The sequence below is a fragment of the Micromonospora humidisoli genome (assembly GCF_016900955.1).
Taxonomy (GTDB): Bacteria; Actinomycetota; Actinomycetes; order Mycobacteriales; family Micromonosporaceae; genus Micromonospora; species Micromonospora wenchangensis.
The window spans coordinates 378,529-391,724 of sequence record NZ_JAFEUO010000006.1; the positions used below are offsets into that span (position 1 = coordinate 378,529).

Sequence of the window (13,196 nt, forward strand, 5' to 3'; positions counted from 1 at the left end):
CGACGGGGGTGCGCGCCATGGGCGGGCGCACCGCCGCCGGTAGCGAGCCTAGGCCGGTGGCCTCGCCCGGTGACAGAGCCGAACGGCGATGAGCTGCCCACCATGGACAATTGATCATGTCTATCGGGTTGATTGACGCCTGTCAGACGTCACGGCTAGGTTTCTGGACCATCGTCCGGGCGGTGCCGTCAATGGACGCCGGCCCTGGGCGGCCCAACATGGAGGTTCAATGTCGACCCCGAAGAGATGGCAGGTCATAGCGTCCGCGGCCGCGTTGCTGGTCGTGAGCGCCCCGGCGGTGGTGGCCAGCGCCGGTCCGTCCGACTCGGACACCGCCGCGGCAGCCGCCCGGCCGCAGTGGGCGGGTACGTGGGCCGCGGCGGTCACCCGCGGCAACACCGTCGGGCTGACGAACACCGGCCTGAACAACCAGAGCATCCGGATGACCGTGCGCACCACCGTGGGTGGCGAGCGGCTGCGGGTCCGGCTGAGCAACCTCTACGGCGAGCAGGCCGTGCAGGTGGGACACGCCACCGTCGCCCGCCCGAACACCGCCACCCTGACCGACAGGTCGGACATCCTGCCCGGCACCGTGCGGGAGCTGAAGTTCGGCGGGTCCACCTCGGCGACCATGAACAAGGGTGCCGAACTGCTCAGCGACCCGTTGACCTACGCGGTCGGCGAGCAGGAGGACCTGGTGGTCACCCTGCACTTCCCGGTGCTCACCGGGCCGGTCACGTTCCACGGCCAGTCCAAGGTCACCACCTTCATCGGGGCGAACGACCTGACCACCGCCGCCGACGGCGCCGGCTTCACCATCCGCCCGGACTGCTGCTGGATGTTCCTGTCCGGCATCGACGTGCTGCGCCCGGCGAGCCCGGGTGCGGTGGTGGTGCTCAGCGACTCGATCGGGGACGCCAACGGCAGCACCGTGAATGCCAACAAGCGCTGGCCGGAACTGCTCGCCGGGCGGCTGGTCGCCGCACGGCCCGAGGTGCGCACCCCCGGGGTGCTCAACCTGAGCCTGGCCGGTAACCGGCTCAACCACGAGGGCACCGAGCCCGGCGCGGGCGGCTTCCCCGGCTACTACGAGCTGGGTCCGAACGCGCTGGCCCGGCTCAACGAGGACGTCTTCCCGCAGACCGGCGTGAAGACCCTGGTGACCCACCTCGGCATCAACGACATCTGGATGTCCGACGACTCCGCCGACCGGATCATCACCTCGCTGCGGCAGATCAACAAGCAGGCCAAGGCGCGCGGCCTGCGCAGCCTCGCGGTCACCCTCACCCCGTACGAGGGGCACGGCAACCCGGGGGTGTGGACGCCCGAGAAGGACGCCACCCGGCAGGCGGTGAACACCTGGCTGCGGGGGCCGGGAGCGGCGGAGTTCGACGGGCTGCTCGACTTCGATGCGGTGCTGCGTGACCCGGCCCAGCCGAGCCGGCTGCTGCCCGCGTACGACGCCGGTGACCACATCCACCCGAACGACGCCGGCAACCAGGCGTTGGCGGACGCCGTACCCCTTCGACTGCTCGGTCTGTGACACCGGTGGGGCGGCGGGGGTGACCCGTCGCCCCCCGGTCATTTCCTGGGGAGGAAGCACCATCGTGGACGTCGACGAGATCCTGTCCGGTCTGTACAGCGAGGCCGGCCGGCAGAACCCCTATCCGTGGTACGCGGCCCTGCACGAACACGGGCCGATCAGCGTCATCCCGAACCGTCCGGAGCACAGCACGGTCAGCGCCGTGGCCGTCGGCTACGACCTGGTCGACCAGGTGCTGCGTGATCCGGAGTGGTACAAGCAACCCCCGCCGGGCTGGGAGGAGCAGGAGATCCTGCGGACCTTCCAGTCGTCGATGATGTTCGTCAACCCGCCCGACCACGGCCGGATGCGGGGCGTGTTCTCCCGTACCTTCACCCCGCGCCGGCTCGGCGCGCTGGAACCGGTGATCGTCCGGGTGGTCGACACCCTGCTGGACCGGATGGCCGACACCGGCTCCGACGGCTCCGAGGTCGACTTCGTCGCGGACTTCGCCTATCCGGTGCCGGCGTTGGTGATGGCCGAGTTCATCGGCCTGCCCGAGAGCGAGCTGGCCTGGTACCGGCAGCGGGTCGACTGGATCGACGAGTTCCTCGACGTGGCCGGCAAGACCCCGCAGCGGCTGGCCCTGGCCAACCAGGCCGCCGAGGAGTTGCGGGCGCTCTACCGGGACCTGATCGGGCACCGTCGCCGCCAGCCGGGTGAGGACCTGATCTCCGGGCTGGTCGAGGCGCTGGACTCCGGCGAGGTCGACCTGACCGAGGAGGAGTTGATCAGCAACCTGATCGTGCTGTTCAACGCCAGCTTCGTCACCACCGTCTACATGTTCAGCAACGGCCTGCCGGTGCTGCTGGAGCACCCCGACACGGTGGCCGCGCTGCCCGGCGACGAGACGCTGGCCCAGGGCTGCGTCGACGAGGTGCTGCGGCTGCAGAGCCCGGTGCACTTCCTGGCCCGCGCCGCGCCCCGGGACACCGTGCTGGGTGGCGTGCCGGTCGCCCGGGACGAGAACGTCCTACTGATCATCGCCGGGGCCAACCGGGACCCGCACCGCTTCCCCGGGCCGGACCGGTTCGACCCGCGCCGCGACGGCCCCCCGTCGCTGGCCTTCGGCGTCGGCCCGCACTTCTGCCTCGGCGCGGCGGTGTCCCGCCTGGAGGGCCGGCTCGGCCTGCCCCGGCTCTTCGCGCGGTTCCCCCGGCTCGCGGTCAGCCAGCCGGCCGACTACAGCGGGAGCCTGTTCCTGCGCGGCATCGACAAGCTCTTCGTCACCACCGGCGGATAGGAGCCGATCCCATGTCCTTCGACCCCCAGGTGGTGGCGTACCGGGCCGCGCGGGCCGCCGCCGGCGTCGCGCCGCTGTACACCCAGACCCTCGCCGAGGCCCGCGCCGCCGACCTCGCCGCGATCCGGGCCGGCGGCGGCGATGTCGAGCCGGTCCACGAGGTACGCGACACGACCGTCCCCGGCCCCGACGGGGACCTGCGGGTCCGCGTGCACCGGCCGGCCGGTGACGGGCCGCTGCCCACCCTGGTCTACTTCTTCGGTGGCGGCTGGACGTTGGGCAGTGTGGAGACCGCCGACGGGATCTGCCGCCGGCTGGCCAACGCCACCGGCTGCCAGGTGGTGACGGTCGGTTACCGGCTTGCCCCGGAGCACCCGTTCCCGGCGGCCGTGCTGGACTGCCACGCCGCCACCCGGTGGCTGGCTGAGCACGCCGCCGAGCTGCGGGTGGACCCGGACCGGCTGGCGGTGGGCGGGGACAGCGCCGGGGGCAACCTGGCGGCGGCGGTGACCCTGCTGGCCCGCGCCGAGGGTGGCCCCCGGCTGGCCGGGCAACTGCTGGTCTATCCGAACACCGACCAGCGGGCCGACCGCCCGCGCCCCGCCACCGACCAGGATGACGCCGACGCCCGGGGCACCGGCGACGAGCAGGACCCGTTGCTGTTCAACAGGCACTCCGTCGACTGGTACCGGGGGCACTACCTGGCCGACCCGGCGGACGCGGCCGATCCGCTGGCCTCGCCGCTGCTCGCCGACGACCTGTCCGGCCTGCCGCCGGCCCTGGTGGTCACCGCCGAACACGACCCGCTGCGGGACGAGGGGGAGCGGTACGCGCAACGACTGCGGGAGGCCGGCGTGCCGGTGCGGGCCACCTGCTATCCCGGGATGATCCACGGGTTCTTCGCCATGCCCGGGGTCTTCGACGCCGGTCGGCGCGCCCAGGACGAGGCCGCCGCCTTCCTCCGGGAGGTCTTCGGGCTGCCCACCCCGCCGGCCGGCGGGGTGGCCACCGCCACGGCGGGGGACGGGCGGTGACCGTCGGGGAGGTCGACCGGCAGCCGGTCAGCCTGGCCGACTTCGCCGAGCTGGCCCGGCGGGCGCTCCCGGCCGGGGTCTGGGACTTCGTCGGCGGGGGCAGCGGGGTGGAGACCACGCTGGCCGCCAACCGGGCCGCCCTGGACCGGGTCGCCGTGCTGCCCCGGGTGCTGACCGGGGTGGAACGTCCGCGCACCGACGCAGTGCTGCTCGGCCGGGAGCAGGCGATGCCGGTGGCGGTCGCGCCGATGGCGTACCAGCGGTTGCTGCACCCGGACGGTGAGCCGGCGCTCGCGGCGGCGGCCGGTGCGGCCGGCGTGCCCTACGTGCTGAGCACGTTGAGCAGCACCCCGGTCGAGCAGGTCACCGCCGCCACCGAGGGACCGGTCTGGTTCCAGCTCTACTGGCTGCGCGACCGGGGGCTGGTCGCCGACCTGCTCGACCGGGCGCACGCCGCCGGCTGCGCCGCGTTGATGGTCACCGTCGACGTGCCGGTGCTCGGCCGGCGGCTGCGCGACGTGCGCAACGGCTTCGCGTTGCCGCCGGAGGTGACCGCCGCCAACCTGCCCGCCGGCCGCGACGACCTGGCCCACGCCGGCACCCCCGGCGTGTCGGCCATCGCCGCACACACCGAGGCCGCCTTCGCCCCCGCGCTGACCTGGGCGGATCTGGCCTGGCTGCGGGAACGCACCCGGTTGCCGCTGCTGGTCAAGGGGGTGCTCGACCCGCGCGACGCGGTCCGCGCCGCCGACGTCGGGGTGGACGCCGTGGTGGTCTCCAACCACGGCGGCCGGCAGCTCGACGGGGCGCCGGCCACCGCCACCATGCTGCCCGAGGTGGTCGCGGCCGTCGGCGGGCGGATCGAGGTGCTGCTGGACAGCGGGGTACGGTCCGGCACGGACGTGCTGCGCGCGCTCGCCCTCGGTGCGACCGGGGTGCTGTTGGGCCGCCCGATGCTGTGGGCGCTGGCGGCCGGCGGGCGCGCCGGGGCACGGGCCGCCCTCGACCTGCTCGCCGTGGAGTTGCGCGACGCGTTGACCCTGACCGGCTGTGCCGACCCGGCGCAGGCCCGGCGGCTGCGTACCCTGACCGGAGGCTGACCCGTTGGAGCATCTGGTGGACCTGGACCTGGCGACCCTGCACCCGGCGGTCGACGACCCGGTGCTGAACTCGATGAACTTCCTCAACGAGGTGTCCCAGCACTGGCCCGACGCGGTGTCGCTGGCGGCCGGGCGGCCGTACGAGGAGTTCTTCGACGACGACGCGCCGGGGCGCTGGCTGGACCGGTTCCGCCGGCACCTCGCCGACGACCTCGGGCAGAGCCCTGACCAGGTCCGCCGCACCCTGTTCCAGTACGGCCGGACAAAGGGGATCATCCATCACCTGATCGCCCGTAACCTCGCCGTCGACGAGGACGTCCACGTCGACGACGAGGCGGTGGTGGTGACCGTCGGCTGCCAGGAGGCGATGCTGCTGGTGCTGCGGGCGTTACGGGCCGGCCCGACCGACGTGCTGCTCGCCGTCGCCCCGACGTACGTGGGGTTGACCGGGGCGGCCCGGCTGGTGGACCTGCCGGTGCGGCCGGTGGCCGGTGGCCCGGCCGGGGTGGACCTGGCGGACCTGCGGGCGCAGGCGCACCGGGCCCGGGACGAGGGGCTGCGCCCCCGGGCCTGCTACGTGATGCCCGACTTCGCCAACCCCTCCGGCACCAGCATCGGGTTGGCCGACCGGCAGCGGCTGCTGGACCTGGCCGCCGAGGAGGACCTGCTGCTGATCGAGGACAATCCATACGGTCTGTTCCCGGCCGGGGACGCCGACCGGGTGCCGACGCTCAAGGCGCTCGACACCCGACGGCGGGTGGTCTATCTCGGCTCGTTCGCCAAGACGGTGCTGCCCGGGGCGCGGATCGGCTACCTGGTGGCCGACCAGCGGGTCGGTGGGGTCGGCGGCGGGGTGGGCTTGTTCGCCGACCAGCTCGCCAAGATCAAGAGTATGGTCTCGGTGAACACGTCGCCGCTGGCCCAGGCCGTGATCGGCGGGGCCCTGCTGGAACACGGCTGCTCGCTGGTCGCCGCGAACCGGCGGGAACGGGAGGCGTACACCCGCAACCGGGACCATCTCCTCGCCGGCCTGCGGCGGCGTTTCCCGGCCGGCTCGCCGGTGCGTTGGAACACCCCGGCCGGGGGCTTCTTCGTCGTGGTCACCGTCCCGTTCCCGGTGGACGACGCGCTGCTGCGCCGTTCCGCCGAGCGGTACGGGGTGCTCTGGACCCCGATGGCGCACTTCTACGACGACGGCCGTCCGGTCGACGCGTTGCGGCTGTCGGTCAGCGCCGTCACCCCGGCGCAGATCGACCTCGGCCTGGACCGGCTGGCCGCGCTGATCACCGACGAGCTGACCCGCGCCGCGATCCCGGCCGGCTGAGCCGACCCCCACCCGGTGTCGTCGAACCGCCACCCCCCGTGCTGTGCAGCGGGCGTGGCGGTGGCCATAATGGACGCATGATCGCTTGGGAGTACGCCCTGTTGGTCCGCCGCTACCAGGGACAGGGACGCCAGTTCCACGTCTCGTTCGTCTGGTACGGCCCGGACGGCTCACGCACCGACGTCACGGCGTACGGCGACACCGCGATCGCCCACCTCAACCGGGTCGGCCGGGAGGGCTGGGAGTTGGTCTCCGCCGCCGAGGACGTCAACAACATCCAGGGCAGCACCGAGGTCCACCGCTACCACCTCAAGCGCCCCCTCGGCTGACCCCCGCCGGCTGTCACCCAGCCACCCCGCCACCCGGTCGTTCGGGTGATCAAGAGGTTTCGGTCACCAGAACGACCTCCCCTGACCAGAACCTCTTGATCACCCCGCCAACCCGCCCCACCCGATGCCTCCGGCCGGGGTTCGGTCGGGTTGGCGGGGGAGGGGCGGGCAGGCGCGGGGGCGGGGCGTGGTCAGTCGAGGGCGACGGTGGGATAGAGGGGGAAGCCGGCGAGCAGGTCGGTGGCCTGCTTGCCGACCGAGTCGGCGACCGCCGGGTCGAGCACGTACTTGGCCTTCGACGGGGTGCCGTCGGCGTTGGCCCCCGGCGTGGTCTGGCTGAGCACGGTGTGGATCAGCTCGGCGGTGGCGTCCATCTCGGCGGTGCCGAGGCCCCGCGTGGTCAGCGCCGGGGTGCCGATCCGGATGCCGGAGGTGTACCAGGCGCCGTTGCGGTCCTGCGGGACGGCGTTGCGGTTGGTGACGATGCCCGAGTCGAGCAACGCCTGCTCGGCCTGCCGGCCGGTGAGGCCGTAGCCGGAGACGTCGAGCAGCACCAGGTGGTTGTCGGTGCCGCCGGTGACCAGGGTGGTGCCCCGGCGCAGCAACCCCTCGGCGAGCGCCTGCGCGTTGTCGACGATCCGCTGCGCGTAGTCGGCGAAGTCGGGCCGCCGGGCCTCGGCCAGCGCGACCGCCTTGGCCGCCATCACGTGCGGCAGCGGGCCGCCGAGCACCATCGGGCAGCCCCGGTCGACCTGGTCGGCGAGCTCCGGGCCGCAGAGCACCATGCCGCCGCGCGGGCCGCGCAGCGACTTGTGGGTGGTGGTGGTGACGATGTGCGCGTGCGGCACCGGGTCGAAGTCGCCGGTGAAGACCTTCCCGGCGACCAGGCCGGCGAAGTGCGCCATGTCGACCATGAAGGTCGCGCCGACCGAGTCGGCGATCTCCCGCATGATCCGGAAGTTCACCTTCCGGGGGTACGCCGAGTAGCCGGCGACCAGGATCAGCGGCTTGAAGTCCCGGGCGGCCTCGGCGACCCGGTCGTAGTCGATCAGGCCGGTGGCCGGGTCGGTGCCGTAGCTGCGCTGGTCGAACATCTTGCCGGAGATGTTCGGCCGGAAACCGTGGGTGAGGTGGCCGCCGGCGTCCAGCGACATGCCCAGCATCCGCTGGTTGCCCAGCTCGCGGCGCAGCGCGAACCAGTCCGCCTCGGTCAGGTCGTTGACCTGGCGTACCTGGGCCTTCTTCAGAGCCGGAGACTCGACCCGGTCGGCCAGGATCGCCCAGAACGCGACCAGGTTCGCGTCGATGCCCGAGTGCGGCTGCACGTACGCGTGGGCGGCCCCGAACAGCTCCTTGGCGTGCTCGGCGGCGAGCGCCTCGACGGTGTCGACGTTCTGGCAGCCGGCGTAGAAGCGGCGGCCGACGGTGCCCTCGGCGTACTTGTCGCTGAACCAGTTGCCCATGGTCAGCAGGGTCGCCGGGGAGGCGTAGTTCTCGCTGGCGATCAGCTTCAACGACTCACGCTGGTCGGCCAGCTCCGCGCCGATGGCGTCGGCCACCCGGGGCTCGACCGCCCGGATCACCTCGAGCGCGCTGCGGAAAGCGGTGGACTCGGCGTTGCGCGACATGCGACCTCCAGGTGACGTGCGGAAGGCCCAGGCGCTCGGCGTGCGTCCTCATGACGGGGCCGCTTCCCGATGGTGCTCCATCCCCACGCGCCAGTCACGGCCCGCCGACGATCCTACCGGGTGGCCGGTGGACCCTCCGGAGCACCTCCGGAGCACCTCGTCGGTCGCGGCCACGCTGCCCGGCCCGACCGGGACGCAGTTCTTCGATCGTGCCGAGATGGGCGACCGGATCGTCGGCGCGGAGGGCAGGGCCGACCCGGCGACCGTGGCCGCGCCGGGCTCCACAGCGACGATGAGGGGCGAGGACAGGGTGGCCGGGCCCGGCTCCGCCGACCGACCCCGGCCGAGGGGTGCTCCCGCGTGCCGCACGCCGGGGAGCCGTCTGCGTACGATCGGCGGATGCTGGGGGAGGACATCGAGGGCAGTCTGGTCGCGATCAGCGACCTGCACGTCGGGTACGCGGAGAATCGTGCCCTGGTCGAGGCGCTACGCCCCGCCTCGCCACGGGACTGGCTGATCGTCGCCGGTGACGTGGCGGAGACCGTCGCCGACATCGAGTGGACGCTCGGCACGCTCGCCGAACGCTTCGACACCGTCATCTGGGCGCCGGGCAACCACGAACTGTGGACCCCGCCGGCCGACCCGGTGACCCTGCGCGGGGTGGAGCGTTACGAGCTGCTGGTCCGGCGGTGCCGGGAACTGGGCGTGGTCACCCCCGAGGACGACTACCGGGTGTGGCGGGGGCCCGGCGGTCCGGCGCTGGTCGCCCCCCTGTTCCTGCTCTACGACTACAGCTGGCGGCCCCCGGGTTTCGACACCCGGGAGGCGGCGCTGGCCGAGGCGTACCGGACCGGGATCGTCTGCACCGACGAGTTCATGCTGCACCCCGACCCGTACCCGAGCCGGCAGGCGTGGTGTGAAGCCCGGCTGGCGCAGACCGCCAGTCGGTTGGAAGCCCGCGACCCGGATCTGCCCACCGTGCTGATCAACCACTGGCCGCTGGACCGCCACCCGACCGAGGTGCTGCGCTACCCGATCTTCGCCCAGTGGTGCGGCACGGAGGCCACCGCCGACTGGCACCGTCGGTTCGCCGCCACCACCGTGGTCTACGGGCACCTGCACATCCCCCGTACCACCTGGAAGGACGGGGTGCGGTTCGAGGAGGTCTCGGTGGGCTACCCCCGGGAGTGGCGACAGCGCAGCGTGCCCCCCGGCCGGGTACGGCAGATCCTGCCCGCGCCCACGGGCGCACCGGTGACCCTGTGGTGAGCCACCGGTTCAGCCGGGGTGCAGGCGGGTGAGCAGCGCGCCGGTCACCGCCCCGAGACGCCGGGCGGTGGCCGGATCGAGCGTCCCGGTCGACGGTGGCACGGGTCGGCCCCGGTCGTTGGCGGTCAGCGCCTCCGACGGCGGGTTCTCGATCCACTCCACGACAGGGCGGACCGACTTTCCGACCGGCCTGGCGAAGACCGACGCCGCCCGGATCACCCCACGGACCGCCGCCGGCATGGTCGACAGGTCGCCGCTGCGGGTGAAGCCGGGGTGGTAGAGCACGTACCGGGCCCGCGCGCCGGAGCGTGCCGCGAAGTCCACCCCGAGCAGGTCGTTCGCCCGGCCGGCCTGCAACTGGGCGTCCACCATGCCGTACCTGCGGGTGAGTTGGAGGTCGTCCCAGTGGATCGAACCCCTGGTGCTGCCGACGCCTGCCACGTTGATGATCACCGGCCGCTCGGCGGCGTCGAGCTGGTCGCGCAGGCCGTGGCTGAGCAGGTAACGGCTCAGGTAGTACAGCGCGAAGGTCTGCTCCAGGCCCTCGTCGGTGACCACCCGCCGGGGTGACTGCCGGTTGGCGCACAGCACCAGGGCGTCCACCGTCGGCCACCGGTCGCGGATGACGTCGATGACCCGGCGGGTCGCCGCCACCGAGCGCAGATCCGCCCGGAGGAAGTGCACCCGGTCGGAGAGCGCCTGTACGGACCGCCCCTTCGCGGGGTTGCTGCCGATGGCGACGACCTCGTCCCCGCGTCGGAGCCGGGCTTCGAGGGTGCCCCGACCCATGCCGTCGGTGCCGCCGCTGATGACGGTGACCCGCATACCACCCCTTCCCGTCGCCCGGTGGCCCCCGTTCGGCACCGGACGTCAACCTCGGCACAATCCTGTTCGGAGGCCGACGGCGGCGGAAGAAGGCAGTTTCATGTCCCCAGCGCACACGGATGTTCCTTCCCTGGTGGGCGCGGCGCTGCCGACGCCCGTTCCGGCCGACGAGTACGACGGCTGCCCGGTCACCGGCCTTTTGCGGCTGCTCAGCGACAAGTGGTCGATGCTGGTGCTGGTCCTGCTGGGCCGTCAGCCGTACCGCTTCAACGAGCTGCACCGGGCCATCGGCGGGATCAGCCAACGCATGTTGACCCGCACCCTGCGTGGTCTGGAGGCGGCCGGCCTGGTGCTGCGCGAGGTCCATCCCACCGTCCCGCCCAGCGTCGAATACCGGCTCACCCCGCTCGGGCAGAGCCTGCTCGGCCCGCTGTCCGCCCTCGCCGACTGGGCGGTCAGCAACGAGGCCGCCCTCGTCGCCGGCCGGCACCGGGCCGCCGCTGCGGCATCGAGCGGCCCATCCTGACCGGCCCCACGCGGGGTGTGGCCGTGGGCCTTCTTTCCGACCGCGCCCACCATGCCACGAGGGGCCCGACCGGACGGTCGGGCCCCTCGTGGCATGGTGCGGGTCGCACGTGGTTCAGGCGGTGGTGGCGTGCCGGGCGCTCCTGACCGCCTTCGGGTCGCTGGGGGAGCGGGGGGCGTCCGGCCGCAGCGCGATCATCCGCTCGCCGATCTCCTGGAGCTGGTTGCGGCCGAGCGCCTCCCGCACCTTCGGGAACCACTCCTGCTCCTCCTCCTCGACGTGGTGCTCGACGTTCTCGATCAGCACCGTGGTCTTGGCGACGAAGTGGTCGTCGGCGGCGTCCATCGCGGCCAGCTCGGCGCAGAGCACGTCCGCGACGTGGTGCTCCTCGTACGACTCCAGGATGTCGTCCTCCAGGTCCGGAAGGAGCTTGCGGACCTCCGGGTACATCACCTCGTTCTCCAGGTAGGTGTGCGTGGTGAGGGCGGCCACGATCTCGTCGACCAGCTTCCGGCGGCGGCTGGCCGGGCCCTCCTGCGCCTTCTCGAACTCGCGGAAGAGGCGGCGCATCTCCTTGTGGTCCTCTTTGAGCAGGACGATGGCATCGGTGGACACCGGCAGACCTCCTTGATCGGCGACGGCAATCCCGGTACCCCGGGACGAACTGCGGAAACGGATCGTGCCCGGCGAACGTCCGGCACCGGCGGACGGCGGCGATGGTGTCGCGGTCCCGGTGCGGCCGGAAACCGCCGTTTCGTCGACCTGGAGTCGATCACGCGGGCGGTCGGCGGTCCGGGGGGCGGGGCCGAGTGGTGAGTGGGTACCCTGCCGGCGTGGACGGTGGGGCGGACGGTGAACGGTTGGCGGCATCGCTCACCTGCTGGCTGGACCGGCTCGAATTCGTCGACCTGGGCACCGACGAGGTGACCGCACGGATCGTGGAGGCGGTGTCGGCCTGGGCCGCCGAGCAGGGCTGGCGGTCCTACCGTCGGGCGGCGAGCGTGCTGCCGTTGCCCCCGCCGATGACCGACCGGCACTCGGTGCTGGACGTGGCGTGTGCCCGCCGCGACGGGCCACCCGTGGTCGTCGAGGTCGACCACACCGACCGGCGGCGTACCTGGGAGAAGCTGACGGCCGAGGCGGCCGCCGGCCGGGTCGCCCTCTGGGTGCGCTGGGGTCCGGGGCGGTTCGCCGTGCCGCCGGCCCCGATCCACCTGGTCACCTGCGAGGTGTCCCGACACTCCGGGCCGCCGGGTGCGGGCCGCCGGCACAGCCGGACGACGGGTCCCGCCCGGCCGGCACCCGTGCACTCCGCCCGTGACGTCGATCCGGTCGTGGAGCCGCTGCCGCTTCCGCCGGCGGACCCCGGTGCGCCCTGACCGGAGGTGGCTACTCGAAGCGGGTCGGGTCGCCCGCGCCGTATCTGACGATCTCCGGTTCGTCCTGCGAGAAGTCGATCACGGTGGTGGGCAGGGTGCCGCACTCGCCGGAGTCGATGACCGCGTCGACGGCGTGGTCGAGCCGTTCCTTGATCTCCCAGCCCTGGGTCATCGGTTCGGTCTCCCCGGGCAGCAGCAGGGTGCTCGACACCAGCGGCTCGCCCAGTGCGGCGAGCAGCGCCTGGGCGACCGGGTGGTCGGGGATGCGTACCCCGACGGTCTTCTTCCTGGGGTGCAGCAGCCGGCGCGGCACCTCCTTGGTGGCGGGCAGGATGAAGGTGTAGCTGCCCGGGGTGGCCGCCTTCAGCGACCGGAACACCGCGTTGTTGATGTGCACGAACTGCCCGAGCTGCGCGAAGTCCCGGCACACCAGGGTGAAGTGGTGCCTGCTGTCCAGCTGCCGGATCTCCCGGATCCGGTCGAGACCGTCCCGGTTGCCCAGCTGGCAGCCGAGCGCGAAGCACGAGTCGGTCGGGTAGGCGACCAGGCCGTCGCCGCGCAGCAGGTCGACCACCCGGGCGACCGTCCGTGGCTGCGGGTTCTCCGGGTGTACGTCGAGATAGATCGCCATGGCGGGGAGCCTAGTGGGGGACCGGCGGCGGTCGCCGGTGAGCCCGCAGCACGTCGCGGGCCCAGGTCAGCATGTGGCAGCCGCCGTCGCGGCACTGGAAGCACCGGCGCAGGGGCGGCGGCCCGTCCGGTGCCTCGTGGTGCTGCGCCAGCACCCGCTGCGCGGTCCAGACGACCAGGGCGGGCGTGACCGGTCCGTCGTCCATCGGCATGGGACCCCTCCCGGGTACGGGCAGATCCGGGCACCGATCCCCGATCAGGTACCCGGACCGCTACCGGCAGCCCAGATGACTGATCGTCACGAGCTGCCACTTACGGTAGTGATGT

At 72.9% G+C, this 13,196-nt stretch carries 14 protein-coding genes and 1 riboswitch; of the genes, 9 read left to right on the forward strand and 5 right to left on the reverse strand.

What is annotated here, in order from left to right; translation table 11 throughout:
• Nucleotides 1–256: 256 nt before the first annotated feature.
• The 6 genes from JQN84_RS23195 to JQN84_RS23220 all read left to right on the forward strand — a co-directional run bounded on the left by JQN84_RS23195 (nucleotide 257) and on the right by JQN84_RS23220 (nucleotide 6,612).
• Nucleotides 257–1,543, forward strand: coding sequence for an SGNH/GDSL hydrolase family protein (locus JQN84_RS23195; RefSeq protein WP_204960765.1), 1,287 nt, complete (start codon nucleotides 257–259; stop codon nucleotides 1,541–1,543).
• A 61-nt stretch (nucleotides 1,544–1,604) separates the two neighbouring features.
• Nucleotides 1,605–2,825 (forward strand): cytochrome P450, encoded by a 1,221-nt coding sequence (locus JQN84_RS23200; protein ID WP_204960766.1) that lies wholly within the window; start codon nucleotides 1,605–1,607, stop codon nucleotides 2,823–2,825.
• 11 nt (nucleotides 2,826–2,836) lie between these two features.
• Complete coding sequence (gene lipP1 / locus JQN84_RS23205; RefSeq protein WP_204960623.1) at nucleotides 2,837–3,859, forward strand: LipP1 family hormone-sensitive lipase; 1,023 nt, start codon at nucleotides 2,837–2,839, stop codon at nucleotides 3,857–3,859.
• Nucleotides 3,856–4,959, forward strand: coding sequence for an alpha-hydroxy acid oxidase (locus tag JQN84_RS23210; protein WP_204960624.1), 1,104 nt, complete (start codon nucleotides 3,856–3,858; stop codon nucleotides 4,957–4,959). The genes lipP1 and JQN84_RS23210 overlap by 4 nt, the downstream gene beginning before the upstream one ends.
• A 4-nt stretch (nucleotides 4,960–4,963) precedes the next feature.
• Nucleotides 4,964–6,283, forward strand: coding sequence for an aminotransferase-like domain-containing protein (locus tag JQN84_RS23215; protein WP_239485964.1), 1,320 nt, complete (start codon nucleotides 4,964–4,966; stop codon nucleotides 6,281–6,283).
• Nucleotides 6,284–6,360: 77 nt separating this feature from the next.
• Complete coding sequence (locus tag JQN84_RS23220; protein ID WP_204960625.1) at nucleotides 6,361–6,612, forward strand: hypothetical protein; 252 nt, start codon at nucleotides 6,361–6,363, stop codon at nucleotides 6,610–6,612.
• Nucleotides 6,613–6,803: 191 nt separating this feature from the next.
• Here JQN84_RS23220 and JQN84_RS23225 read toward each other — a convergent pair whose 3' ends face one another.
• Entirely contained in the window at nucleotides 6,804–8,240 is a 1,437-nt protein-coding gene (locus JQN84_RS23225; protein WP_204960626.1) for a glycine hydroxymethyltransferase, read from the reverse strand.
• A gap of 18 nt (nucleotides 8,241–8,258) precedes the next feature.
• Nucleotides 8,259–8,348: riboswitch (ZMP/ZTP riboswitch) on the reverse strand.
• A 291-nt stretch (nucleotides 8,349–8,639) separates the two neighbouring features.
• On the opposite strand from JQN84_RS23225, the gene JQN84_RS23230 reads away from it, so the two are divergent.
• Nucleotides 8,640–9,509 (forward strand): metallophosphoesterase family protein, encoded by an 870-nt coding sequence (locus JQN84_RS23230; RefSeq protein WP_204960627.1) that lies wholly within the window; start codon nucleotides 8,640–8,642, stop codon nucleotides 9,507–9,509.
• Nucleotides 9,510–9,518: 9 nt separating this feature from the next.
• On the opposite strand, the gene JQN84_RS23235 is transcribed toward JQN84_RS23230, so the two are convergent.
• A complete protein-coding gene (locus JQN84_RS23235) occupies nucleotides 9,519–10,334 on the reverse strand; it encodes an SDR family NAD(P)-dependent oxidoreductase (RefSeq protein WP_204960628.1) in 816 nt (271 codons plus the stop codon).
• A gap of 100 nt (nucleotides 10,335–10,434) precedes the next feature.
• Here JQN84_RS23235 and JQN84_RS32130 point away from each other — a divergent pair, with 100 nt between their 5' ends.
• Nucleotides 10,435–10,860 (forward strand): winged helix-turn-helix transcriptional regulator, encoded by a 426-nt coding sequence (locus JQN84_RS32130; protein ID WP_204960629.1) that lies wholly within the window; start codon nucleotides 10,435–10,437, stop codon nucleotides 10,858–10,860.
• Nucleotides 10,861–10,974: 114 nt separating this feature from the next.
• Here JQN84_RS32130 and JQN84_RS23245 read toward each other — a convergent pair whose 3' ends face one another.
• Nucleotides 10,975–11,475: a hemerythrin domain-containing protein gene (locus JQN84_RS23245; protein ID WP_204960630.1), complete on the reverse strand. Its 501-nt coding sequence runs from the start codon at nucleotides 11,473–11,475 to the stop codon at nucleotides 10,975–10,977.
• 218 nt (nucleotides 11,476–11,693) lie between these two features.
• On the opposite strand from JQN84_RS23245, the gene JQN84_RS23250 reads away from it, so the two are divergent.
• The gene (locus tag JQN84_RS23250) at nucleotides 11,694–12,239 is read left to right on the forward strand and encodes a hypothetical protein (protein WP_204960631.1); all 546 of its coding nucleotides are present in this window, start codon (nucleotides 11,694–11,696) and stop codon (nucleotides 12,237–12,239) included.
• 10 nt (nucleotides 12,240–12,249) lie between these two features.
• Here the strand turns inward: JQN84_RS23250 and JQN84_RS23255 are convergent, their stop codons facing one another.
• Together JQN84_RS23255 and JQN84_RS23260 are read right to left on the reverse strand one after the other, a co-directional pair.
• Nucleotides 12,250–12,870 carry an L-threonylcarbamoyladenylate synthase gene (locus JQN84_RS23255; protein WP_204960632.1) on the reverse strand — a complete coding sequence of 207 codons (621 nt, stop codon included), beginning with the start codon at nucleotides 12,868–12,870 and terminating at the stop codon, nucleotides 12,250–12,252.
• Between the two features lie 10 nt (nucleotides 12,871–12,880).
• Complete coding sequence (locus JQN84_RS23260) at nucleotides 12,881–13,075, reverse strand: hypothetical protein (RefSeq protein ID WP_204960633.1); 195 nt, start codon at nucleotides 13,073–13,075, stop codon at nucleotides 12,881–12,883.
• Between the last annotated feature and the right edge of the window lie 121 nt (nucleotides 13,076–13,196).